General features: G+C 56.8%; 18 protein-coding genes. 8 read left to right on the top strand and 10 right to left on the bottom strand.

All coding sequences use genetic code 11. The annotated features are described in order from the left end of the window. Positions 1-2: 2 nt before the first annotated feature. From AC0QHF_RS12975 to AC0QHF_RS12965, 3 genes are all read left to right on the top strand, one after another. Positions 3-1,988, top strand: coding sequence for a TolC family protein (locus tag AC0QHF_RS12975; RefSeq protein WP_324704637.1), 1,986 nt, complete (start codon positions 3-5; stop codon positions 1,986-1,988). A 79-nt stretch (positions 1,989-2,067) separates the two neighbouring features. Beyond that, the gene (locus tag AC0QHF_RS12970) at positions 2,068-2,997 is read left to right on the top strand and encodes an RluA family pseudouridine synthase (RefSeq protein WP_375341424.1); all 930 of its coding nucleotides are present in this window, start codon (positions 2,068-2,070) and stop codon (positions 2,995-2,997) included. A 43-nt stretch (positions 2,998-3,040) separates the two neighbouring features. Next, positions 3,041-3,916 carry an SDR family oxidoreductase gene (locus AC0QHF_RS12965; protein ID WP_324704646.1) on the top strand — a complete coding sequence of 292 codons (876 nt, stop codon included), beginning with the start codon at positions 3,041-3,043 and terminating at the stop codon, positions 3,914-3,916. Positions 3,917-4,059: 143 nt separating this feature from the next. Here the strand turns inward: AC0QHF_RS12965 and AC0QHF_RS12960 are convergent, their stop codons facing one another. The 10 genes from AC0QHF_RS12960 to speB form a co-directional block, all read right to left on the bottom strand. Next, complete coding sequence (locus AC0QHF_RS12960) at positions 4,060-4,494, bottom strand: retroviral-like aspartic protease family protein (protein ID WP_324704636.1); 435 nt, start codon at positions 4,492-4,494, stop codon at positions 4,060-4,062. 187 nt (positions 4,495-4,681) lie between these two features. After that, positions 4,682-6,610 (bottom strand): AAA-like domain-containing protein, encoded by a 1,929-nt coding sequence (locus AC0QHF_RS12955; RefSeq protein WP_324704635.1) that lies wholly within the window; start codon positions 6,608-6,610, stop codon positions 4,682-4,684. 149 nt (positions 6,611-6,759) lie between these two features. Continuing rightward, positions 6,760-7,101 carry a cytochrome c6 PetJ gene (gene petJ, locus AC0QHF_RS12950; protein ID WP_324704645.1) on the bottom strand — a complete coding sequence of 114 codons (342 nt, stop codon included), beginning with the start codon at positions 7,099-7,101 and terminating at the stop codon, positions 6,760-6,762. A gap of 397 nt (positions 7,102-7,498) precedes the next feature. Next, positions 7,499-10,507 carry a GAF domain-containing protein gene (locus tag AC0QHF_RS12945; RefSeq protein ID WP_324704634.1) on the bottom strand — a complete coding sequence of 1,003 codons (3,009 nt, stop codon included), beginning with the start codon at positions 10,505-10,507 and terminating at the stop codon, positions 7,499-7,501. A gap of 77 nt (positions 10,508-10,584) precedes the next feature. Next, positions 10,585-12,852, bottom strand: coding sequence for a GAF domain-containing sensor histidine kinase (locus tag AC0QHF_RS12940; protein WP_324704633.1), 2,268 nt, complete (start codon positions 12,850-12,852; stop codon positions 10,585-10,587). A gap of 860 nt (positions 12,853-13,712) precedes the next feature. Then, entirely contained in the window at positions 13,713-14,810 is a 1,098-nt protein-coding gene (locus AC0QHF_RS12935; protein ID WP_324704632.1) for a geranylgeranyl reductase family protein, read from the bottom strand. A 130-nt stretch (positions 14,811-14,940) separates the two neighbouring features. After that, complete coding sequence (frr, locus tag AC0QHF_RS12930; protein WP_375341423.1) at positions 14,941-15,462, bottom strand: ribosome recycling factor; 522 nt, start codon at positions 15,460-15,462, stop codon at positions 14,941-14,943. A gap of 13 nt (positions 15,463-15,475) precedes the next feature. Beyond that, positions 15,476-16,204, bottom strand: a complete 729-nt coding sequence (gene pyrH / locus AC0QHF_RS12925; RefSeq protein WP_324704630.1) for a UMP kinase — start codon at positions 16,202-16,204, stop codon at positions 15,476-15,478. Positions 16,205-16,505: 301 nt separating this feature from the next. Then, positions 16,506-17,039: a thioredoxin family protein gene (locus tag AC0QHF_RS12920; protein WP_324704629.1), complete on the bottom strand. Its 534-nt coding sequence runs from the start codon at positions 17,037-17,039 to the stop codon at positions 16,506-16,508. Between the two features lie 105 nt (positions 17,040-17,144). Beyond that, entirely contained in the window at positions 17,145-18,062 is a 918-nt protein-coding gene (gene speB / locus AC0QHF_RS12915; RefSeq protein WP_324704628.1) for an agmatinase, read from the bottom strand. 182 nt (positions 18,063-18,244) lie between these two features. On the opposite strand from speB, the gene AC0QHF_RS12910 reads away from it, so the two are divergent. The 5 genes from AC0QHF_RS12910 to AC0QHF_RS12890 all read left to right on the top strand — a co-directional run bounded on the left by AC0QHF_RS12910 (position 18,245) and on the right by AC0QHF_RS12890 (position 23,710). Beyond that, complete coding sequence (locus tag AC0QHF_RS12910; RefSeq protein WP_324704627.1) at positions 18,245-19,129, top strand: alpha/beta fold hydrolase; 885 nt, start codon at positions 18,245-18,247, stop codon at positions 19,127-19,129. 172 nt (positions 19,130-19,301) lie between these two features. Further along, positions 19,302-20,240, top strand: a complete 939-nt coding sequence (locus AC0QHF_RS12905) for a DUF4007 family protein (RefSeq protein ID WP_324704626.1) — start codon at positions 19,302-19,304, stop codon at positions 20,238-20,240. Then, complete coding sequence (locus AC0QHF_RS12900) at positions 20,233-20,895, top strand: hypothetical protein (protein WP_324704625.1); 663 nt, start codon at positions 20,233-20,235, stop codon at positions 20,893-20,895. The genes AC0QHF_RS12905 and AC0QHF_RS12900 overlap by 8 nt, the downstream gene beginning before the upstream one ends. Then, a complete protein-coding gene (locus tag AC0QHF_RS12895; protein ID WP_324704624.1) occupies positions 20,853-22,697 on the top strand; it encodes a hypothetical protein in 1,845 nt (614 codons plus the stop codon). The genes AC0QHF_RS12900 and AC0QHF_RS12895 overlap by 43 nt, the downstream gene beginning before the upstream one ends. Continuing rightward, positions 22,607-23,710 carry a hypothetical protein gene (locus tag AC0QHF_RS12890; RefSeq protein ID WP_324704623.1) on the top strand — a complete coding sequence of 368 codons (1,104 nt, stop codon included), beginning with the start codon at positions 22,607-22,609 and terminating at the stop codon, positions 23,708-23,710. Before AC0QHF_RS12895 ends, AC0QHF_RS12890 begins: the two co-directional genes overlap by 91 nt. Positions 23,711-23,717 lie beyond the last annotated feature (7 nt).

Raw genomic sequence — 23,717 nt, 5'->3', positions numbered from 1 at the left:
CCATGACTCGATCTCAGGAACCCTTGCCGACAAGCGATCGCGCCTGGTGGGTGCGGTTTTCGGCGATCGCGATCGCCACTTCTGGACTCTGTATCGCCCTGGCGGTGGGGTTGCAATCCCGTCCCGTCCCGGAAGCCGATGCGAGTACCGAAAAGCCATCCCAAAACGCCTCAACAATTCCCCCAGATTTTCACAAACAAAAACCGCTCAAAGATAGCGATCGGGAAGCTCCACCGCCACCTCAACTTCCGGGAATTTTTGGCAATGTGGCGATCCGCCAGACAACCGCTCCCCAATTGCCGCCTGCGGAACCGCCGCAAAGTTCACCCGTTCCCGATCAAAAGACTGATGATTTTCGTCAATCTATCTTCTTTAAAGATACCCCAAATCTTCCGGAAAGTCAACCCCAATCCCCAGAAAAATCCGACTCTCCAATCGTCGAACCGTCCCCACCTTCTCGCCAAGATGAAGGTGCGATCGCGTCGAGTTGGTGGGATGGAATCTCCCTTCCTCCCACCCTAGAAACCCCCGTCCCAACTCTCAGAAATTCCGCCGCAGCCCTGATCACCCAAACCGCACCAGAACCCCAACAAAATACCCTAGAGTTAACCCAAAGAGATGTCGTATATTTGGCATTAGAAAATAACAGAACCATCAAAAATCAATACCTGGAACGGATCGTTCAGCGCCGCGCTCTGGAAGTGGCAGAAGATGAATTTGTCCCCGACTTCACCCCCAGTTTATCCATCGAATGGGAAAATATCGAACAGAGCGAAACCTTTTCCAGGACTGCGGGTTTAGTCGCCGAAGCCCGATTGGTCATGAAAATCCCCACCGGCGGCGAATTGGGGATGGGTTGGAGGGGACGAGGAACACAGGTAGGAACTGATGCTGATGCAGAAAGTGAATTGAGACAAAATCTGGAATTATCCTTTCAACAACCCCTTTTGCGGGGGGCGGGAACCGATGTCAACCGCGCCTCCATTAAAGTTGCCCGCTTGGATGAAGCGATCAATATTCTGGATTTAAAAAATACCTTGATCGAGCAAATAACGGAAGCCATTTTAGCCTATCGGAGTCTCGTACAAGCTCAGGAGCGACTTGACATTCAAATTCGTTCTTTAGAAGCGGCCCGACAGCAGGTCGAAAACACGCAAATATTGATCGATGCTGGTCGCCGCCCTGCGGTCGATTTAATCACGGCTCAACGGGGTGTAACCAATCAAGAAGTCAGCGTTTTAAATGCGGAGAATAATCTCAAACAGCAACAGTTGGCATTGCTAGATTTACTCGATATAGAGCTCGAAGGTGGTCGGATTCCGATCGCCACCGAGATCAAGGTGCCGGAAGCAGAACTTCCAGATCCCGAAGAAATTATCGAAATTGCCTTTAAAAACAGGCCCGATTATTTGAAGGCAAAGCTGGAAATTGAGAAGGCGGAAACCCGTTTAATGGTCGCCGAAAATAATCGCCGTTGGAACATCGATCTCGATACCGAAATCCGTCACAATGCTACCCCCAATATTTTGGAAGAACAGACGGAATTTCGGGCGGGAATCGTGTTCAGCAAAACCCTCGGAGATTTGACGATCGAGCAGGAATTCGATCGCGCCCGGGTCAACGTTCTCCAAGCCAAAAATAATTTAGAGGAAGAACGGCAGCAAATCGATATCGATGTCGCCAATGCGGTTCGCGATGTCCGGGATAATTTACGTCAGTTGGAATTGAGGCAACAGTTGACAGAATTGCGGGAACAGGAATTAAATAATGAGGAAGAAAAGATTCGCCTGGGTGTCGGAGATACTTCGATCGTAGATCTGGTTCGCTTTCAAGATGATTTGGCGGCGGCGCGAAACGCGGAATTAAACGCACAAATTGATTACCTCAATTCTTTGACTCAGTTGGAGCAAACTTTGGGGACAACATTGGAACGGTGGGAGATTGTCATTGAACAGGAAGAATCGATGGGGGAGGAAAGTGACAACTGAAAAGTGAAAAATCACCGATTCCCCATTGACGGTTCCTATACCCTACAATTAAACGAGAGAAGGCATTATTTTGGAAACGATTATTGAGTTAATTGTCGAAACGGAAACGGAGAAAAATCAGAGGCTCGATCGCTGGCTATCGGAACAAGTAAAAGAGTTGTCGCGATCGCGCCTACAAACCCTCATTTCCGAAGGTTGTGTCTCGGTGAACGATCGCCCCTGCACCTCCAAAAAAACGGCACTCAAAACCGGCGATCGCATCCAAATTAACGTCCCCCCCGCCGCACCATTAGAACTCAAACCCGCCGATATTCCCCTGGATATTCTTTACGAAGACGAAGAATTATTGATCCTCAACAAACCCGCCGGATTGGTCGTCCACCCCGCCCCCGGACACGAAAATGATACCCTGGTGAATGCGTTATTAGCCCACTGCGAAACCCTAGCCGGCATCGGCGGAGTGCAACGTCCCGGCATCGTCCACCGCCTCGACAAGGATACCACCGGCGCGATCGCGATCGCCAAAACCGACCGCGCCCACCAACATTTACAAGCCCAAATTCAAGCCAAAACCGCCCGTCGCCAATATCTCGGTGTCGTCCACGGCGCCCCCAAAACCCCATCCGGCATCATCGACGAACCCATCGGACGCCACCCGACAGACCGCAAAAAAATGGCGATCGTCCCCCCCGACCGGGGCGGGCGTGCCGCCATCACCCGCTGGCAGGTCCGGGAACGCCTGGGAAACTACACTTTGGTCGAATTTGACCTCGAAACCGGCCGCACCCACCAAATTCGCGTCCACAGCGCCAGTCTGGGGCATCCCATCGTCGGCGATCCGGTCTACGGGCGGGGCAAATCGCCCGGGGTGAACCTCCCCGGACAGGCCCTCCACGCCTGGAAACTCACCCTCCGCCACCCGATTTCCGAGGAAGCGATCGAAGCGATCGCGCCCTTGCCCGAGGCCATGACCACCCTGCTGGAGGTCCTGCGGCAGCGCCTGCGCTGAAACCGCGCTACCCTAATAAGACGAAGCGTGGGTAATTATGGCGATGTATTTAGTGACAGGAGCAACCGGCGATCTCGGCCGCCGCATCGTGCGGCAGTTACGGGAACGGGATCTGCCCGTGAGGGCCTTTGTCCGCCTCACCTCCCGCTATTCGGAACTCGAAAATCGCGGGGCGGAAATTTTTATCGGCGATTTGAAGCGGGAACGGGACATCGAAAAAGCCTGCCGGGGGGTGCGTTATATTATCACCGCCCACGGTTCCGGCGGAGATGCCCAGGCCCTCGAATATCGGGCGAATGTCGAACTGATCGACCAGGCCAAAGCCCAGGGGGTGGAACATTTCGTTTTTACCTCCGTATTGGGCACCGATCGCGGCTACGAAGATTCCCCGGTTTTCAAGGCGAAGCGGGAGGTGGAAAAGGTTCTTTCCAATAGCGGTTTAAATTATACCATATTGCAGCCTTCTGCTTTGGCTTCGAGCCTGTTACCCCTGGCGGAACGGTTCAAAGAAACGGGTTTTTATTTGCTGATCGGCGACCCGAAAAATCGCAGTTCCATCGTCAGTACGGATGATGTGGCGACGATCGCGATCGCCTCTACACAGGTGGAGGGTGCCCGCGATCGCATCCTCCCCGTCGGCGGCCCGGAAATCATCACCCGAGAGCAAATTTATCAAATTTTCAGCCAGGTATTCAATCGCGAACCCATCGTTATCAATCCCCCCCTGATGCTGTTCGACGGCCTGCGAAATGCGGCGGGTTTCTTCAACCCGGACTTGCAACGCAGTTTGGGAACCCTGCGGGTTTTGTTGGGGAATGAATTTTTCTGCACACCGGAAGAAATCGCGGAATTGGAGACGCTATTTGACATCAAAATGGAATCCTTAGAACAGTTTATCCGCCGCTATTTTGGGGCTTGATATCTGTTCTATACGAGGTTAAATATTCCCCCCGATAAACCTTTTCATACACCCGCAGGTCAGGGGTTTGAATGTGGGCGACCCCTTCCCAGTTCAGTTGCAGTCGGCGATCGCCATTTCAATCGGTTGAGGTGCGATCGCTTTTATAAAATCGTCAAATAGGTGTCCGCCGACGTTTCGGGCAAAACTTTGAGCCGTTGATTTTTTAGATCCAATTCAATTCCCAACGCTTCCAGGGGAACCACGCCCAAAAGGGCATCCCCTCTCCCCGGCAGTTCCAGACATTCAAAGGTTCCTTCTCGCCCCATCAGAATAACACTCGCATCTCGAAAAATGCGGGCTTTTCCGATACCATTCGCCGTCATCACGTCCACTTCCCGCAGGAGTTCCAAACCCAATTGGGCGATCGCGTCTGCCGGCAAACAGAGGGTGGTGGCTCCGGTATCCACCAGGACGTTATTGAGGGTGAGCGATCGCACCTGCTCCGGGGGAATGTAACCCCGTGTGGCACTCGCCTGGTCGATCCGATTGACAATTGTTAATGTGGTGGTTATTTTTCCCATCTGTTGTGCGGACATGGTTTGAATCCCAATACTCTATCACAATTATAAGGTCAAAACTTGGGATGGGCGCGATCACCTCATTTTTTCATCCTGTATGACGTTCTCAAATTAGATGTTATTTGAATTGTCGGGCGATCGCTATCTAGAGTCGCCAACAAATTGGCGATTCCCTCTTGAACTGTCGCCAGTCGCACCATCGCATCTAGAACCGGAAAGAGTCGTAAAAGGTGACGCGATCGCCGCCCCGGTATTTGGAACGGTCGAGGGCTTCTTCGGCGGCTTGAAACAGCCGTTCGGGAGAATTGTTGGAGGTGGGAATCTGGCTCGCCACGCCGACGCTGAGGCTGATGTTTCGGGAAACGAACCCGTCGAATTCGGAAATATCGTAAGAGATGGCGAGGGCTTTCACGTCGCGGCACATTTTCTCGGCGATATCCGTCACGGTTTCCACATCGGCATCGGTGAAGAGAAGGGCAAATCTCGCCCCGCCGTTGCGGGCGATCGAGCGGGCGCGATCGCCACCACATTCCCGAAGGGTCGCGGCGATTTTTTTGAGGCATTCATCCCCGGCAGAATCGCCGTGGGTGTCGTTGTACAGTTGAAAATAATCGACTTCACACAGCATCAAGAATAACGGCAAACTTCGGTCGATGGTTTGTTGCCATTCCTGTCGGATTAACCGTTCAAAATAGTGGCGGTTTGCCAGTTGTGTGAGCCCGTCGAGCTCGGAGGAATGGTGGAGTGGGTGCCTTCCCACTTCCGGCCCGACTTCCCCGGCCGTTGAGCGACTCAGTTTCCCAAATTGCTGGCGAAAATAAATGCGGTATAACTCGCAGCGAACCCGGGCCAAATTCTCGTCGAAATGGATCAATCCCATGCTTTCCAATTTGTAAGCCGCGATCGCCTCGAGGGGTACGCCGCGGTCGGACTCGATGAGGCGATCGAGGGCGATCGCCAAAGATGGATCTTGCTGGAGCGTCACCCACAACTCCCGCAAGTGGGAACTGTAAATACCGTCGGGTTGCAGGGCATCTCGCAACACCTCTTCCAGGGACATCCGTTTCCGACACATCTGATAAAATGCCAGTTGTATCAAATAGGGATGTCCCCCCACCATCGAAATTAAAGGTCCGAGGCGTTTGAGTCCCGCCGCGCCCCCGGCCCAACCGAGCCGGTGTCGGAGGGCGAGATCCTGCACCTGTTCGGCGGTAAACTCGGGCAATTTCAACACCAAACCGACGTTGAAAGGAGATTGGTGGAACTGGAGGGGGATGTAAACTTCGGTGCTGTGGACGACGATCAGGCGGAGATGTTGCCAGAGTTGGTCCTGTTTGGAATGTTCGTGCCACGATCGCAGCATGGGGAGGAAGTCCCGGGCGATGGCGGGGTACTCGAACACCCGGTTGACTTCGTTGAGGGCGATGACGAGCGGCGAATCCCTGTCGGGCAGTAAGTATTCTTCAAAATAGAGCCGACAGGAGACTTTGGAGCCGAGATCGAGGTCCCAGAGTTCGTCAAGTTGCGACGGCCGGCCGAGTTGTTGGCCGGCGTTGGCACAAAACCAGCGCAGCAGGCGATCCAAGGAATTTAACGTGTCGGCATCCGCTTCTAAAAAGTTGAGGGAAACCGTCCGGTATCCCCAAGAGTCGGCGAGGATCAACATCCGGTTGAGCAGGGAACTTTTTCCCATTTTCCGGGGGGCCTTGATGCGAATCACGCAGCCCGGTTGCCGCAGTTCGGCGAACCCCTGCTCTTCGGTGGGGGGGCGATCGACGTAGAGGGGGGAGTCGATGGGAATCGGACCGCCCGGTCGTTCCCAATGGGTGGGATCGGTGGGTTCGGAGCCGCCCGGATCGGTGGGTTCGGTGGGTTCGGTGGGTTCGGCGGTGTCCGGGGATTCGAGGACAAGCCGGACGTTCTTTTTGGTGATTTTCGCCCCCACCGCCTCCGAAAGTTCCTGCCACAGGCGCGATCCGACTTCTTTTACATAGTCGTTTCCGTAGGACGATTGCCGGGAAATTTCCCCGTAGGTTTTGCCCCTCCAGGATTCTGAAAAGATCGATCGCTCGATGGGAGTGAGCGATCGCCGTAATTTTTGTTCGACGAGTTTGAGGGCGGCGGCCAAATCCATTCAAATTGAGATGGTTGATGTGCGGGAGTTCGAGCTGTCGTTATTTTATCCTCTCGATTCCGGTCATTTTCGCCCGCGATCGCCTCACCCCACCTTTCCCACCTTTCCCACCTTTCCCACTTTTCCCACCCGCTCGAAGGGCGATTCGACTACCGCCAATCCTTTTCAGCCTGTTCGAGGACGTAGGCCGCCACCCGTCGGATTTCCGCTTCGCTGAGGCGGTTTTTGTAGGCGGACATATTGCTTTTCCCGTTGGCGACGATTTCGGAAATGGACTCCACGGAGTCGTAGCCGTTGCGCTTCAGGGCGCCCTTCTTGAGGGTTTTCCACCAGCGCACGATATTGCCCCCGCCGGCGTGGCACCCGGCGCACTGGGCGCTAAAAATTTGGGCTCCGGTGTCGGTTTTTTCGGCGATCGCGGGGGACCCGAAGCCCAACACCCACACCATCACGCCCAGGACGAAAGCAGTCAGCAAATTTCGCAGCATTATCAATTTTGAGTGATCCGTCCCCGTTATTGTGACATTTGTCGGGGGGCGGAGGAAGCAGGGGGGCGGAGGAAGCAGGGGGGCGGAGGAAGCAGGGGGGCGGAGGAGGAAGACTTATAGCAACCGCCAGGGCGATTCGGACAGGTCTGCCAATTTTAGACCCGCCTTGAAATGAATTTCAAGGCTAATAGCAAAAGTCCACGCTTGCGTGGACTGGGTTGGACATAGGGTGTCCTGATATCAGATCCGTACCAACTTCTCAATCATCTTTAGATGATTTTCGCTATTAGCTTGGGAATTGATTCCCAAGCGGTCTGAGTTACTTCCTCCGCTTCCTCCGCCCCTCCGCCCCTCCGCCCCTCCGCCCCTCCGCTTCCTCCGCCCCTCCGCTCCCCTGCCCCTATCTCCGCTGTGCGACCGGAATCAGTATCCGGAACTCCGTCCCCCCCTCCGGCCCGGAGGCACATTCGATCGCCCCACCGTGCTTGTCCACAACGATCTGATAGCTGATCGAGAGTCCCAAACCCGTGCCCTTGCCGACGGATTTGGTGGTGAAGAACGGGTCGAAAATTTGGGGTTGGACTTCGGGGGGAATTCCCGGACCGTTGTCCCGGATGGCGATAACGACCCGATCGCCCAGTCCGGGGGCGGCGGCCGGTTGTAGGGATGTCGCGATCGCGATCGTCGGCGGTTTGTCGGAGTCCGAGACGTCAGTTGTGGCTTCCAACGCATCGATGGCGTTGCTCAAAACATTCATGAACACCTGATTCAACTGGGCGACATAACACTCGACCCGGGGCAGTCGGCCGTATTCTTTGACCACCTCGATGGGGGGGCGATCGGGTTTAGCCTTGAAGCGGTGTCCGAGGATCAACAAAGTGCTGTCGATGCCCTGGTGGATATCGACGGATTTGATATCCGCCTCGTCGAGGCGGGAGAAATTCCGCAGGGATAAAACCAACTTGCGGATGCGATCGGTGCCGACTTTCATGGACGAGAGAATTTTGGGCAGATCTTCGGTGAGGAAATCCAACTCGATCTCCTCGATGCGATCGTCGAGGGCCGGAGTTGGGTCGGGATATTCTTTCCGATACAATTCCACCAAGTCCAGCAGGTCGTGGCAATAGTCGGCGGCGTAGTCCAAATTGCCGTAGATGAAGTTGACCGGGTTGTTGATTTCGTGGGCGATGCCGGCCACGAGTTGGCCCAAACTCGACATTTTTTCGCTCTGCACCAGTTGGGTTTGGGTGTGGCGCAAGTCTCGGGCCAGGGCCTCCGCCTGACGCCGGGTTTGGGCTAACAACTCCGCCTGTTGCAGGGCGACCCCGAACTGGACGCCAATTTGAGCCAGCAGGCGGATCTCGTAGTCTTCCCAGCGGCGGGGACGGGAATTTTGGTAGGCGGCCAGCAGGCCCCACAGGCGGTTAGCCTGGAAGATGGGCGCGATCGCGTAAGCCCGAGCCTGAAACTCTTCCAGGAGTCGAACGTGGCAGTCCTGGTGTCCGGCGGTGTAGATATCGTCAACGGCGAAAGTTTCGTGGCGGCGGTAGCGTCCCCCTTCGGTTCCCTGCAAGTGGTCGTCGGCGATGGCGGGCATCGTCCCCACCAGGGGTTTCCACTCCGGCGATCGCGACTCCGCCACAAAAGAACCGCTCCAGTCGGGGTGGAAGCGGTACACCGCCACGCGATCGGCTTTGAACAGGTGTCGCACCTCGGCCGTGGTGGTGTTGAAGATGGAGTCGATGTCGAGGGACTGGCGAATTTTATCGACGATCGCGGCTTGAATTTGTTGCCGTTCCATCTCCCGCTGTCGCTCTTGGGCGATCGCCAGTTGGGTATTTTGAGCCTGCACCCGGGCGACGTATTCGGCCTGTTGGAGGGCAACTTCCAGGTGGCGGGCAATTTGGACGATAAAATCAATTTCCTCCTCCGTCCACGGGCGGGGGCGATCGCACTGGTGGATGCAAACCAATCCCCACAGGGTTTGATGCTTCAACAGGGGGACGACCAAGTTCGCCCGCACTTGAAACCGACCCAGAATCTCGAGGTGGCAGTCGCTCAAATCGGCTGCGTAGATATCGGAAATCGCACTGATTTTCCCTTTTTGGTAGCCCGGTGAAAACCGCTCCCCGAAGCAGTGGTCGTGGATGGGGACCCCCAGAGCCGAACTCACGCCGGGGGCGACATCTTCGGCAATAAATTCCCCGTCGTCGTAGTGGGACTCCGGGTAGAAGCGGAACACCCCGACGCGGTCGGCGCCGAGCAACCCGCGAATTTCCCGGACGGTGGCGACGAAGATTTCGTCGATGTGCATCGGTTCCCGAATCCGCCGGATCACCGCTACCAGGGCTTTTCGCTGTTCGAGTTGGGAGCGGGTGCGGGCCAGCAGTTCGGCCTGTCCGATCGCCACTCCCAGATGGCCGGCGATTTCCCGAATGAAGTCAATTTCATCGGGCTGCCACTGCCGGGGGCCGCGGCACTGGTGGATGCAGAGCAATCCCCACAGTTGTCCGGTTTTGAGCAGGGGGACCACCAGGTTAGCCCGGACTTGAAACCGGGTCAAGATGTCTCGGTGGCAGTCGCTCAGTTCAAAGGTTTCCACATCAGCGATCGCCTGAATCCGGCCCTGCTGGTAATAAATGGCGAATTGTTCGCCGAAGCAGTGGTCGTGGATTTTCGCCTGCAGGGCCGAGTAGAAGGGCGGCAAGAGGTCTTCGGACACGAATTCGCCGTCATTGTAGCCGGACTCGGGATCGAGGCGGAACACCGCCACCCGGTCGGCATCGAGGAGTTGGCGGACTTCGGTGCTGGTGGTGTTGAAAATGGTCTGGAGGTCGAGGGACTCGCGGATCGAGGCGATGACGTGGGAAAGGGCACCGTAGCGCTGTTTGAGGGAGGGGGTGAGCCGGGGAGCGGGGTCGAGTCGGGGGGGGAGATTCATGGAACTCAGGGGGCGGCAGATGCCCAACAGTCCCACGATCGCGCCCTCTTCATCCCGGACGGCCGTGTAGGCGCAGTTGTAGGGTGGGGCGCCGGGGCGGGGGGAGAGTTTGTGGTTGACCCGCAGGGGTTCGCCGAGCTCCAAAACCTGCCGCAGCCCCAATTCCAGGGATTCGTCCCCGAACCCGAATAGCTCCCGGTGGGTTTTTCCGGCGACCTCGGAGAGGGACAGGCCGAGGGCTGCGGAGGCGGCGCGGTTGATTTGGGTGTAGCGCAGTTGGCGATCGCAGATGAAAATGGCATCTTCGGCCGCATCCATCCACAGTTGACAAAATGGGGAATTGGCTCCCGCCGCGGCGGGTTCGGCGTCAGGTGGGGTCAAATTCAACAGATTTTGCAGCTTCGTGAAGGCGGCCTCGTCGCGACAGCAGTCTCGGAATTGTTGCCACTGATGAGAGTTAACAAGCATAAGTCAGCAATTTGAGTTGAGAAATAATGGGTCTGGCAATTGGTGGATGCAACTCCTTTTTTTATGCGAAATAAACGTCAACTGACCGGAAGTTTGATGCGAAACTCCGTCCCCTGATCAGGCTGAGAAATGCAGTGGAGCTGACCGCGATGTTTTTCCACGACAATTTGATGGCTGATGGAGAGTCCCAGGCCGGTGCCCAAACCCACGGGTTTCGTGGTGAAGAAGGGGTCGAAAATTTGTTCCCGGATCGGCGGCGGAATTCCCGGCCCGTTGTCCGCGATCGCAATTTCCACGGCCGGACTCGGGGCGGTTTCGTCAGAACCCATCGCCGTCCGAATCGCGATCGTCGGCACGAACTTTTCCCCCTCCCGTTCCTTAATTTTGGCATCGAGGGCGTCGATCGCATTACTGAGCAAATTCATGAACACTTGATTGAGTAACCCGGCATAACATTCGATGGGGGGCAGATCGCCGTATTCTTTCTCAATGGTGATGCTCGGATAGTTGGGTTTGGTTTTGAGGCGGTGTTGCAGGATCAACAGCGTACTCTCAATTCCCTCGTGAATATCGACGGATTTGCGCTCGGCCTGGTCGAGGCGAGAAAAGTTCCGCAGGGAGAGGACCAGTTGCCGAATTCGTTGCGCCCCGATCTGCATCGACGAGATAATTTTTGGGAGGTCTTCTTGAATGAAATCGAGTTCGATTTCTTCTTCGTAGGCTTCGATATCCGGGTGGCGATCGGGGTAATGTTGGTGGTAGAGGGGAATCAGTTTCAACAAATGATCGCTGTATTCGTTGGCGTAGGTCAAATTCCCAAAAATGAAGTTGATGGGGTTGTTAATTTCGTGGGCGACGCCGGCCACGAGCTGCCCGAGTCCGGACATTTTTTCGGTCTGAATCAGTTGGCTTTGGGTGCGCCGCAGTTCGTCCAAAATTTTCGCCAACTGTTCGGCTTTGGACTGTTCGCTGGCGAGGGACTGTTGCAGTTGTTCGGTGCGCTCTTGCACCTGCCGCTCCAGGTTGCTGTTCAGGGCGTTGACTTCTCGGTAGAGACAATATTGTTGAATTGCCATCGAAAATTGATTTTCCAACGCCCGCCCCAGGGCGATTTCGTCGGCGGTCCAGGGCTGGGCCTGTCCCTTTTTCAATTCCCGCCACACCTCGAAGGATTGCCGGGGCATCATCTGTTTGGCGCTGGGGTCGAAGAATCCCGCCCACAGGGTTTCGGTGTCGATCTCGTCGCGGAAAATGGTCAGGATGCCGAGGTTTTGCCGGCGATACCGGACCGGCAGGACGAGCAGGCCCCGGATGTCGGTGGGGCGGAAGGCGGGGGCGAAGATCCGCAGTTGCGGCTCCCGGTACAGGTCCGCGATCGCCCAGATGTCGGAGTGGGAGTCCGAGGCGGCGGGTTGAAAGCCGCGATCGACCCACTGCTGCCACAGGGGATGTTCTTCCAAAATTGAAGTGGATTCCCATTCGGGCAAGGTGGGCCCGTCGCCGCAGGTCCAGATCTCCGAGGCGGTTCCATCCCCGTGGGGGAAGAGGTACAACCGCCCCCCCGACCCCTCAAAGGCCTCTACGGTGGCTTCCAAGGCTGCCTGTAATTCGATGGTGGGTTGTTCGTGCAGCAGGGAGGCGATCCGGTTGACGGTGGCTTCCCGGCGGGCTTGCCGGCGGCTGCCCTCGAGCAGGTTGGCTTGGGAAATGGCGACGGACACCTGATCGACGACCAACTGGAGGACTTGAAGCTGCAATTCGGTAATGGCGTGGGGTTCGGAGTGGTGGGAGACGAGCAGCCCCCAGAGTTGGGTTTCGGGCGGGGGGGATTCCGGGGCGTCGGAGATTTGTGCCGTTCGCGGGGAGTGGAGGATGGGGACGACGACGGAGGACCGCACCCCCATCGCTCTCAGGTAGCTGACGTGGCAGGGATCGACTTCCCGGGTGTGGATTTCGGGGGTCTGGAGGGGTCGGCCGGTTTCCTCGGCATCGAGGGGACTCAGCCCGATGCTGCCCGAGGCGACGTGGACGATGGTGCGCTGCCGGAGTCGGAGGTAGCGATCGCGGGCTTCGGGGGGGATGTCGTCGGCGGGGAAGTGCAGCCCTTTCAAGGAGGGGAGGCGATCGGCGTCGATGGACTCCGCCACCACTTCCCCGCTGCCGTCTTCGTCGAATCGATAGATCATGATCCGGTCCGTCCCCAAAAAGGAGCGGACTTCCGAGGCCGTCGCGCTCAAAATTTCCTGGAGTTCGAGGGACTCGCGGATGCGGTTGACGATTCGGTGTAACAGGACCTGCTGATCGAATTGGGATTGAAGTATTTGTGCGGTATCCACGGGATTCATAAATCTCCTTAGGTCGGAATCGAGCTGCCGGGGAGGATCGAGGTTCAAAGGATGTCTTTCAGGTGGGTGGCGAGGAGCGCACCCGGCGTTTTGGCGTCATTCCTGTCGTCCGCCCGCGAAGGCCGATTCGCGAAGCGCACACACCCGCGAAGCGCACACATCCGCGACAGCGTACAGATTGCCCCGAAACTGACCGGCCCGACAAAAGTGCCGAGTTGGGATCGAACCCATCACCGCCCTCCTTCAAATCTCAAATGGTGGCGGTCGCGAGAGTAATGATGACCGTGCGATCCGGACGGGTCTCCTGGAGTTATTTTAGCGAATTTCGGAGCCAATTTAATCGTTAGAAGTGGATCAGATCCGGAGACTATCGGGGGAGAGAGAAATTCATTCTCTGGCAAGATCCGGGGCAAAAGTGGGAGAGTTAGCCACTCCCAATCAGGAAGAACTGTTGGTTTTTCAATAGGGAGATAAAAGCGCAGAAGTCAACCGATATCTGCTGATATGATATCATCATCCAAGGGAGAAGGAATGTCACCGCCCGACCGAAGCCGAGATGCGGCTACGGGATCGTCGCGATCGCCCCCTTTGTGCCCGCCCCAATCCGGTCGCACCCAAAAACTCGATGCCCAGACGCGATCTGGCGTCTGGGCAAAGGGGAGTGGGGGAGTCGGGAATCGGGAGTCGGGAATCGGGAATAGGGAGTCGGGAGTCGGGAGTCGGGAATAGGGAATAGGGAATAGGGAATAGGGAATTTTAGATTTTTCCTGCCCCCTTGCTTCCTCCGCCTCCTCCGCTCCTCTGCCCCTCTGCCCCTCTGCCCCTCTGCCCCTCCGCCCCCTCGACGACTTCTTTCGGTTCTAAAAGGGACTCAGTCGCTTAATCGCCCGGTTGGCGACGTCGGCGTAGCGGAGTTCGCCGCAGAGGATCTGACTCATCAGTTGGGTGGCGACGGGGACTTTCACCGCCGCCTTATAGCCAATACCGGGGAAGCGGTAGAACAACCCCGCCAGGCGCCCGGCCCAGACCATATCGGCGCCCCAATCTTCGTGGACGGTCTGAGTGTACTGTTCGAGGGCATTGCCGTTGCCGCCGAGGGCCGCGTCGATCGCTTCGGCCGCCTTCACCCCGGTCAACATCGACGGGCGAATCCCCTCGCCGGAGAGGGGGTCGAGGATGCTGGCCGCTTCCCCGGCCACCAGGGCGTTGCGGGCGTGCAGGGTGCGATCGCCGTCCCACAGGCGCAGGGAATGTTCAAGGACGGGGGAGTTGGCATCCAACCCCAGTTCCGCCACATATTTGCTCAGGTCTTTGCTCAAACTCTTGGGTTCCCCCCCCCGGAAGGTGGCGGTGCTGACGGTGTAGCCGTCGGCCTTGGGAAATCCCCACAGACTGCCATTTTTGACCAGGCCAAATTCAAAGGTGGGGACGTCGGAAAACGAACCGGCCTCCGTCACCAGGGCCGTGCGGGGATTGGACTGTTTGATGCCCAGCCACCCGGCGACCGGCCCTTTGGCACCGTCGGCGGCGATCAAATATCGGCCCGTCACCGGTTCGCCGCCGGTGAGGACTTCCCAAGCCTCCCCCTTCCACTGAATCCCTTTGACTTCGGTTTCGGCCTGCAGGAGGGCGCCCTGGTCTTGGGCTTGTTGCATTAAAAAGGCATCGAAGACATCCCGGCGCACCATCCACATGGGTTTGGCGATGTCCGTTTCCGCCGGGTCCCCGAGTTTGAAGGTATAGCGGATTTTTTGGACGGTGGTGGAGATAGCCGGGGCGAAATCGAAGTCGAACCACTCGGCGACGGCGGGAGAGACGCCGCCGCCGCAGGGTTTATTCCGCGGCCAGGTGTCTTTTTCCAGGACGAGAACCGAATGGCCCCGTTTGGCAAGGTGATAGGCCGCAGCCCCGCCGGCTGGCCCGGCTCCTACGATGATGCAGTCGAATAGAGTTGTCATTGTGAGTGGATCTGATCTGTCTTGGGTTTTCGATACCGGCCCCGCAGGCGACGATGCCGCTTCTACCCCTGACCTCCGATATCGATCTGACGGGAGCCGGATTTGAACTGTCGGGAATTGAAAAATTCTCCTAAACAGTCATAATATCCTTTTCTTTGGCTTCGAGCAGCTCGTCCACCTTAGCCGTGTATTTGTCCGTTATCTTTTGAATTTGGTCTTGCAAATCCCGGGACTCATCTTCGGAGAGGTCGCCGCTTTTTTCCTGCTTCCGCACCGAGTCGATCGCGTCCCGGCGGATGTTCCGCACCGAAACCCGGCCTTCTTCGGCGTATTTCCCGGCCATCTTGACGAACTCCTGGCGGCGTTCTTTCGTCAGGGGGGGGATATTCAACCGCACCACCGTCCCATCGTTGTTGGGGGTGAGTCCCACGTCGGAGGTGGAAATCGCCTTTTCGATCAGCCCCAGCGTATTGGGATCGAAGGGTTGGATGGTGAGGGTGGAAGCGTCGGGGGTGCTGATGCTGGCCAAGGATTTTAAGGGGGTGGGGGCGCCGTAATATTCCACCGTCACCCGGTCCAGCAGGGAGGCGTTCGCCCGCCCCGTGCGGATGGTGTTGAAAGCGCGTTGAGTCGCCTCGACGGCTTTTTTCATCAAATTGTCAGCTTCACTTAACTTCACAAGAACCTCCAACAAATGTTCCTACAGGTTCGCCCATCACGGCGCGGCCGATATTGCCGGGCTCGGTGAGATTAAATACAATAATAGGAAGATCATTCTCTTTACACAGCGCGATCGCCGTACTGTCCATTACACGCAGGTCGTGGGTGAGTACGTAGCCGTAGCTCAAGGTTTCGTAGCGGCGGGCGTCGGTGTTGACGGCTGGGTCGGAGTCGTAAATCCCGTCCACCTTCGTGGCTTTGAAGATCACCTCGGCGTCAATTTCCGCCGCCCGCAGGGCCGCCGTGGTGTCGGTGGTAAAAAACGGGTTGCCGGAACCGGCCCCAAAAATGACCACCCGGTTGAGTTCCAGGTGGCGGATCGCCTTGCGGCGGATGTAGGGTTCGGCCACTTCCTGCATGGCGATCGCCGTCTGCACCCGGGTGGGGACGCCGATCTGTTCCAGGGCATCCTGGAGGGTGATGGAGTTCATGACGGTGGCGATCATGCCCACGTAGTCGGCCGTCGCCCGGTCCATGCCCGCCGAAGCGGCTTTCATGCCCCGGAAAATATTACCGCCGCCGACGACGATCGCCACCTGGACGCCCTTGGCCACCACGTCGGCCACCTGCTGGGCGATGCCCTGGACTACGGCGGGGTCGATGCCGTATCCCAGACTGCCCATGAGGGCTTCGCCGCTCAGTTTCAGTAAAATCCGCTTATATTTGGTCCCCATTTAATCCCCCTGTTGAGAACGACCCAATCCCCGGGGATCGACGGCGATCGCGACAACGGTTCCGGGTGGTCTGCACGGTTGAAATCGTCGGGTTGGTTTCATTGGGGTATCGTTAAAACCTACTATATTTGTGCACTCGGCCAGGTTTCGGCTCACACGCGAATCAGGAAACATCACCAATGGGGGCGACCGGTTTGGCAGTTGTCTCCCCAATAAGATAACAGAAAGGTGCGATTTCCTCTCAGCTTTTTTTCCGGGGCGGCGACGTCCGACCCCCAGGGGATCGAAAACCGATCGCCCGTCACCCCCGCCACTGGATGGGGGTGCCGGCCGGGGAAGTCACGGCGGGCTCGATCGCCTCTCCGCGCAGGAGTTGGGCCGCCGCCGCGTGGAGGAGGCCGGGGGTCGATCCGCCGTCGGGGGAATCGTCGATGGAACCCCGGTAGCGGAGAATTCCTTCGTGGTCGAGAAGGAAAGCCTCCGGGGTCGTTCGGGCGCCGAAACATTGGGCGACGTCCTGGTTCACGTCCCGAATGTAAGGGAAGTTGAGGTCGTTGGAGTCGGCGAAGGCCTTCATTTTCTCGAAGCTGTCTTCGGGGGAGCGGGCGGCATCGTTGGCGTTGATCCCCACCAAGGTGACTTCCTGCGGCTGCAGTTCGGCCTGCAACCGCTTCAAGCCTTCGAGCGAGGAGCGGACGTGGGGGCAGCAGTTGGACATGAAGACGACGATGACGGCCCGGAATCGTTCCAGATAGCGAGCCAGGTGGTGAACTTCGTCGTCCACCCCCGGCAGTTCAAAATCGGGCGCATAGCTGTTAATTGGAGTACCCTTCATAAGCAGTTCAACATTCGAGCGATCGCGGTTCACAATCTGAGAGTTGGGCGGTCGGAATTGGGGGTGGAATGACACTCGGAAATCTCCGGGGAGCGGAGTTCCGCGTCACTTCACCCAACCCCGGGCCACGGCTTGGTATCCGATCAGTTTATAGATCAATTTGGCGGCGGTGAATTCGGAGACGACGGAATCTCCGACGGGTGCTAATTCCATTACATCACAGCCGATCGCTTCGCTGTCTGTCAACAGCGCCCGCACAAACGCCAGCAACCCGTACCAGGACAGCCCTCCAGGCTCGGGGGTGCCGACTCCGGGCACGGCGGCGGGGTCGAGGCCGTCGAGGTCGATGGTGAGAAAGATTCGCCGGGTGGGGATGCGGGCGATCGCTTTTTCGATCCAGTCCGGCTGTGTGGCGATGTCCCGCGCCCAAATCACGGGGATGTCCCGCTCCCGGATTAGGTCGGCTTCTTCCCGGCAGATGCTGCGAATTCCCACCGGCAGGGTGGGCAACCCCATCTCCAACACCCGCCGCATGACGCAGGCATGATTGTAAATCGACCCCTCGTATTCGTGTCTCAGGTCGCCGTGGGCGTCGATTTGGACGACGGTGAAGGGTTCGGTTTCCAGTTCCAGATAGGCTTCCACCACCCCGGCGGTGATGCCGTGTTCGCCCCCGACGGCAATGACAAATTTATCATCTTTCGCCAGGGATTTGACGGTTTCCCGGGTGACGCGGAGCATTTCTTCCAGGGACAGGGAGGGGTCGCGGCGAGTATCTGCGATCGCCGGGTGGGTGTAAATTCCCACTTCAGAGGCGATTTCCCGCCCCAATTCCTCGTCGTAACATTCGAGTTGGTGGGAGGCCTCCAACAGCGCCGCCGGCCCGTTCTGGCACCCCTTGCGGTAGGTGGTGGTCGCCTCGAAGGGGACGGGTACAATGGCGACTTTGGCGGTTTCGTAGTCGGGGACGATTTCCGATCCGAGAAAGTCCGCGACGGAGGGGGGAGTCAGGGTCGATTGCATTTTAAAATTGAGATTTCGCCTCTCCGATGTGAGAGGACAGTTTTGGCTATTCCCAAATTTTGCCACGGACCGACGTCGGGGGGAGTCCCTGCACCAAATTGGAATCCGGTGTAGGGTGTAGGGTGTGGGGTGTGGGGAGTCGGGAATTTTTCATTGTTCATTTTTCATTATTCATTTGCCCCATGACCGCAGCAACTGTCACGACTCAAACTTGGCTTTGGAAAGGGTTTCCCATCTGCTACACCGCCGCCGGAGAAACCGGGCCGGCCGTGGTGTTGATTCACGGCTTCGGCGCGAGTTGGGGACACTGGCGCAAAAATATCCCCGTTTTGGCCGAAAAGTGCCGGGTGTTCGCGATCGACCTGTTGGGGTTCGGGGGGTCGGCTAAACCCCTGCCCTCGGCTACCGTATCCTACACCTTTGAAACCTGGGGGGATCTGGTGGCCGATTTTTGTCGCCAGGTGGTCGGCGAACCGGCCCATTTGGTGGGCAATTCCATCGGCTGTATCGTGGCGATGCAGGCGGCGGTGTCCCATCCGGATGTCGCCCGCGACGTGGCGCTGTTAAACTGTTCGTTGCGGTTGCTGCACGATCGCAAGCGGGCGGAGATTCCCTGGTATCGCAGCTTCGGCGCGGGAGTCGCCCAGCAAGTTTTGGGCCTGCGGTGGGTGAGCGAGTTATTTTTTCGGCAAATTGCCACCCCCCGGACGGTGCGTCGGGTCCTGTTGCAAGCTTACCGGCGATCGGATGCCGTCACGGATGAATTGGTGGAAATGCTGCTGACGCCGGCCCGGGATCGGGGGGCGGTGGATGTGTTCGCGGCGTTTACCCGCTATTCCCAGGGTCCTTTACCGGAGGATCTGCTGCCGATTTTGCCCTGTCCGGCGATCGTTTTGTGGGGGACGGAGGACCCCTGGGAACCGATCGCCCTGGGGCGGGAGTTCGCCAATTTTGAGGCGGTGAAACGGTTCGTGCCGCTGGAGGGGGTGGGGCATTGTCCCCAGGATGAGGCGCCGGAGTTGGTGAATCCGATTTTGTCGGAGTGGATTTTGTCGGAGAAAAAATAACGAATTTTTGTGGCGCTTTTAGTCGATCGCGGCCGGCGATCGCCCTCGGGATCGGGGGACGGGTTGACGACGCGATCGCGGTGTGGTTCGATGTGAGAGGTGACGTTTTGTTGTTCGTGTTTCTCGCAGCGACCCTCATTGGCAACAATAGTATTTTGTCTGCAATTAATTGATGATTCAAGTTCCCCTCAATATTAATCTCCCGAACCAGCAAGCCTTGGTGAATCCGGTTTTTGCCCGCCACGAAACCTTTCACCCTCGGTTTGGCTGGCTCAAAAAGGGTTTTGATAAAGCCAAAGAAGATAGCGACGTATTTCTCGCGGAAGATGCGCCGGTGCGTCTCGGGGTGGGGAAAAATATGGTGCGATCGATCCGCTACTGGTGCAAGGCGTTTAAAATTTTGGAAAGCGATCGCCCGACGGAATTCGGCGACAATCTTTTAAAGGATGGCGGGTGGGACCCGTTTTTGGAAGATCCGGCTTCTCTGTGGCTGCTGCACTGGAATTTGCTCAAACCCACCTGCGACGCTGCCGCTTGGCATTATACCTTCAATCAGTTTCGCCCGGTGGAATTTTCCCAAAACGATCTGTTTTTGGGGGTGTCGGACTACGGAAAAACGCTGAAAAATAATATCGCCGATTCTTCGATCAATAAAGATGTGAGCTGCATCCTGCGGATGTACGTCAGACAAAAATCCCAGGCGAAGGTGAGCGAGGATTCTATCGACTGTCCGTTCGCGGAATTGGGATTGATCCACCGTTCTGGAAATACAAAATATTACACGTTTCGGGTCAACAACAAGCGGAATCTGCCCGCCGAAATTGTGGTCGCGGCCTGTCTGGAATACGCGAATTTCGTGGGGCGGGAACAGCGGACGATCGCCCTGTCCCGGCTGCTTTACGATGTCGGCAGTCCGGGGATGGTGTTCAAGTTGCCCGAAAGTGCGGTCTGCGAGGCGATCGAACGGGTGGCGCGGGGATGGGATGCGATCGCCCTGTCGGAAGCGGCTGGGTTGATTCAATTTTCCTTTACCGAAAATCCCCAAGACTTGGCAGATTCTATAATAGAACGATACTATAATTTGAGGCGGGACGGAAGCAATTATGACTAAATTTTTATCGGATTATTTTGGCCTGAATCGGCGCTATTCTCGTTCGATCAATATCGAGCGGGATTTGGACCGAGAAGAAGCATTGGCTGGATATATTATCACCGAGCGATCGCTGGATGCGCTGCGGCGGATTTTGACCGGATTTGCCAACCCGGAAGCGAATCGCGCCTGGACATTGACCGGAGTCTACGGAACCGGGAAATCGTCTTTCGCCCAGTTCCTCATTGCCGCCTGTGGGGACGGGGAAAATAATGCGCGTCAGCGGGCTTTTTCACTGTTAGAATCGACCTTGGGGGCGGAGAGTGACGAGTACGAATCGCTGACCAAAATTATTCCGGAATCCGGTTTTTTTCGGGCGGTTGTCACGGCCCAGCGGGAACCGTTGAGCCATACAATCGTCAGGGCGCTGTATCATGGTTCCGAAAATTTTTGGAAGGATATAAAACCGGGTAAAAGGTCGCAAATAGCCCGAGAATTGATGGATTTATATGTCGAGATCGAAGACGGAAAATCTATCAAAACTAAAAATATTCTCAAGTTAGTTAGAGGAATTTCTAAAGCGGCCAAAGCTCCGGTTTTGATCCTGATCGATGAATTGGGAAAAAACAGCAATTGGCGGAACTGCCGAGGGAGAGCGATGCGCCGATTTATCTGATCGGATTGTTGCACCAGGCTTTCGCGGACTACGGGGAGCGCTTGGCTTCGGTTCAGCGCAACGAATGGGCGAAAATTCAGGGAAGATTCGAGGATATTCCGTTCAAAGATTCGGCCCCGCAAATGATGCGGTTGATCGGCAAAGCGATCGATTCTTCGGAGGCTGAAAAATTTGCCTGCGTGATCGATAACCGGGCGAGAGAATGGTTCGATTTGCTGCCTTCAGAACTCACCTCGGAGATTAGCGCCGACGTGGTGTCTGCGACCTATCCCCTGCATCCGGTGACGGCGTTGGTGTTGCCGGAATTGTGCACCCAATACGCCCAGAACGATCGCTCGTTATTTACATTCCTCACCAGTGCCGAACCCTATTCGTTCAAACGCTACTTGGAAGAGACGGCGGCGGACGGGGCGAAACTGCCGACGCTGAAGCTCGATCGCGTTTACGATTACTTTATCGAAGCGGTGGGGATGGGGATCACTTCCCGCCCGAAATTGCAGCGGTGGATCGAAGTGCAGGGGTTGATCAACGACGTTTCTAAAACCCTGGATAATGACAGTTTGCGGGTGCTCAAAACCATCGGAACGTTAAATATCGTCACCACCACGGGGGGACTGAAGGCGACGCGATCGCTCGTTGCATTGGCGATGGGCGACGATGTTGACGAGTCCCGGGAGTGGGAAAACGCGATCGATAACTTGTTGCAAAAAGGGATCGTCACCTACCGGCGGCAGGTGGACGAATTGCGGATTTGGGAGGGGTCGGATTTCAACGTCGATCGCGCGATCGCGGACTATCTGGCAAGCGATCGCTCCCCCCTGGTGGATCTGCTGTCGGACATCCGCCCGATGGAACCGCTGGTCGCCCAACGGCACAGTTATCTTACGGGTACATTGCGCTATTTTGAACGGCGCTATTTGGATAATTTAGAACAGCTTTCGACCCTCGCTTGTACCCTCGAAAATGCCGACGGCGCGATCGCCTATTGGGTGGGGGAAGAATTGCCCGATCGCGTTCCGGAAATGACGGCGGACGGCAAACCTTTGATCGTGGTTTGTGCCGCGAAATTGGAGACGCTGCGGATGCAGGCGCGGGAATTTGCGGCCCTGCGGCACGTCCAACACAACGCGCCGGAGTTGCAAAGCGACGGGGTGGCGCGGCGGGAAGTGCGCTATCGTTTGGTGCAGGCGGAAGAATTGTTCGACGACACCCTCAGTCAGGCTTTCGACGTGGGGGAAAATCACAATGTTTGCTGGATTTTGGGAGGGCGAGAAACCCTCAATCACGTCACCGATTTAAACGCGCAACTGTCGCGGGTGTGCGACGGGGTTTATTCCAAAACGCCGGTTCTGTGGAACGAATTGATCAACCGCCGCGACCTCACCTCCCAAGGCGCGAAGGCGAGATTGGAGTTGATTTCGGCAATGTTAGATCGGGCCGATCGCGAACGGTTGGGGTTGGAAGGATACGGCCCGGAAGTGAGTATTTATTATTCGGTTTTGAATGAGACGAAAATTCATCGGTGCGAGGATGGCGAGTGGGGATTTTATCCCCCGCCGGAAGATTCGGGAATTTCCACGGTTTGGGAGGCGATCGAAACCTTTTGTCTGGAGGCGAAGGAACGGCAGCAAACCTTAGATTTGCTGTATCAACGCCTGCAAGCGCCCCCCTACGGCATGAAACAGGGTGCGATCGCGATATTTTGGCGGCGGTGCTGCTTTACCATGTGGACGATGTGGGGGTTTACAAAGACGGCACGTTTATCCCGGTGTTGGGATTGGAACATTTCGAGATATTGGTGAGGTATCCCGATCGCTTTTCGGTGAAATATTTTGAAGTGGTGGGATTGCGATCGCAGGTTTTCAAAGAATTGGAGGCGATGTGGGGAAACCGCAAACCCCTCAACAAAGCGGGGGTTCGCAATGTCACGTTATTGACGGTGGTCAAACCGCTATTTCAATTCGTCAAAAAACTGCCCGCCTACACCGCCCAAACCCGGCGTCTGAGTGACGAAGCGGTGGGGGTTTTGCAGGCGTTGAAGCGCGATCAAGAACCGGATGAATTGGTGTTTACGTCCCTGCCGCAGGCTTGCGGATTGCCCGCCATCACGACCGGAAAGGCGGAGGATACCACCACGGCCAAGACCCTGCGCGGCAAGTTGGTGGAGGCGTTGCGGGAGATTCAGACGGCCTACGATTGCCTGTTGAATGACTGTCAGGCCCAGTTGTACGAGGCCTTCGGGATCAGGAGTCCGGAAACTCGCCTGCGGGAAGATTTGCGGGTTCGGGCGAGTTATATTAGCGGTCAGTGTTTGGAACGCATCCTCAAGAGTTTTGCCCGGGCCGCGGCGGACGAAAGTAAGAGCGATCGGCAGTGGTTGGAAGCGTTGGTGATGATCGTCGCGGACAAACCCGCCGAGTCTTGGACGGATGCGGACGCCACCGGATTCGAGATGAAACTCAGCGACATCGCGCGGCGGTTTAAGAACTTGGAAGCCCTGCAAAAAGAGGTCGCCGCCAAGGGCGAGGGATTCGAGGCGCGGCGGATTACCGTCACCCGTCCCGACGGCGAAGAAACCCACCGCATGGTTTGGGTGGAACACGAGTCGGAGGATAAAATCGAGGCGTTGGTTGAAGATATCTTACAAAATTCCCTGGTGCGGGACAATCCTCAACTTCAGCAGGCTTTGGTTGCCAAACTGACAGAGAGAGTTTTGGGGGCGGTATCCCAGGAGAATATTGCCCAAATGCAGGAAAAGCGTCAAACTCGGAAGCCTGAAGAAGATAAAATCAGTGTGAATCGATCGCAAAATTAAGGTGATT

This window comes from Lyngbya sp. CCY1209 (assembly GCF_055795065.1).
Note: the sequence above shows the minus strand (reverse complement) of the source record. Positions and strands in the feature narration are given on the sequence as shown.

Coding starts and splice junctions, on each gene's coding strand:
- AC0QHF_RS12940 (WP_324704633.1), bottom strand. CDS start 12,852: ATGAATCCCGTGGATACCGCACAAATACTTCAATCCCAATTCGATCAG.
- AC0QHF_RS12955 (WP_324704635.1), bottom strand. CDS start 6,610: ATGGATTTGGCCGCCGCCCTCAAACTCGTCGAACAAAAATTACGGCGA.
- pyrH (WP_324704630.1), bottom strand. CDS start 16,204: ATGGGGACCAAATATAAGCGGATTTTACTGAAACTGAGCGGCGAAGCC.
- speB (WP_324704628.1), bottom strand. CDS start 18,062: ATGCAATCGACCCTGACTCCCCCCTCCGTCGCGGACTTTCTCGGATCG.
- frr (WP_375341423.1), bottom strand. CDS start 15,462: ATGAAAAAAGCCGTCGAGGCGACTCAACGCGCTTTCAACACCATCCGC.
- AC0QHF_RS12975 (WP_324704637.1), top strand. CDS start 3: ATGACTCGATCTCAGGAACCCTTGCCGACAAGCGATCGCGCCTGGTGG.
- AC0QHF_RS12920 (WP_324704629.1), bottom strand. CDS start 17,039: ATGAAGGGTACTCCAATTAACAGCTATGCGCCCGATTTTGAACTGCCG.
- AC0QHF_RS12965 (WP_324704646.1), top strand. CDS start 3,041: ATGTATTTAGTGACAGGAGCAACCGGCGATCTCGGCCGCCGCATCGTG.
- AC0QHF_RS12900 (WP_324704625.1), top strand. CDS start 20,233: ATGACTAAATTTTTATCGGATTATTTTGGCCTGAATCGGCGCTATTCT.
- AC0QHF_RS12935 (WP_324704632.1), bottom strand. CDS start 14,810: ATGACAACTCTATTCGACTGCATCATCGTAGGAGCCGGGCCAGCCGGC.
- AC0QHF_RS12960 (WP_324704636.1), bottom strand. CDS start 4,494: ATGTCCGCACAACAGATGGGAAAAATAACCACCACATTAACAATTGTC.
- AC0QHF_RS12945 (WP_324704634.1), bottom strand. CDS start 10,507: ATGCTTGTTAACTCTCATCAGTGGCAACAATTCCGAGACTGCTGTCGC.
- AC0QHF_RS12910 (WP_324704627.1), top strand. CDS start 18,245: ATGACCGCAGCAACTGTCACGACTCAAACTTGGCTTTGGAAAGGGTTT.
- AC0QHF_RS12905 (WP_324704626.1), top strand. CDS start 19,302: ATGATTCAAGTTCCCCTCAATATTAATCTCCCGAACCAGCAAGCCTTG.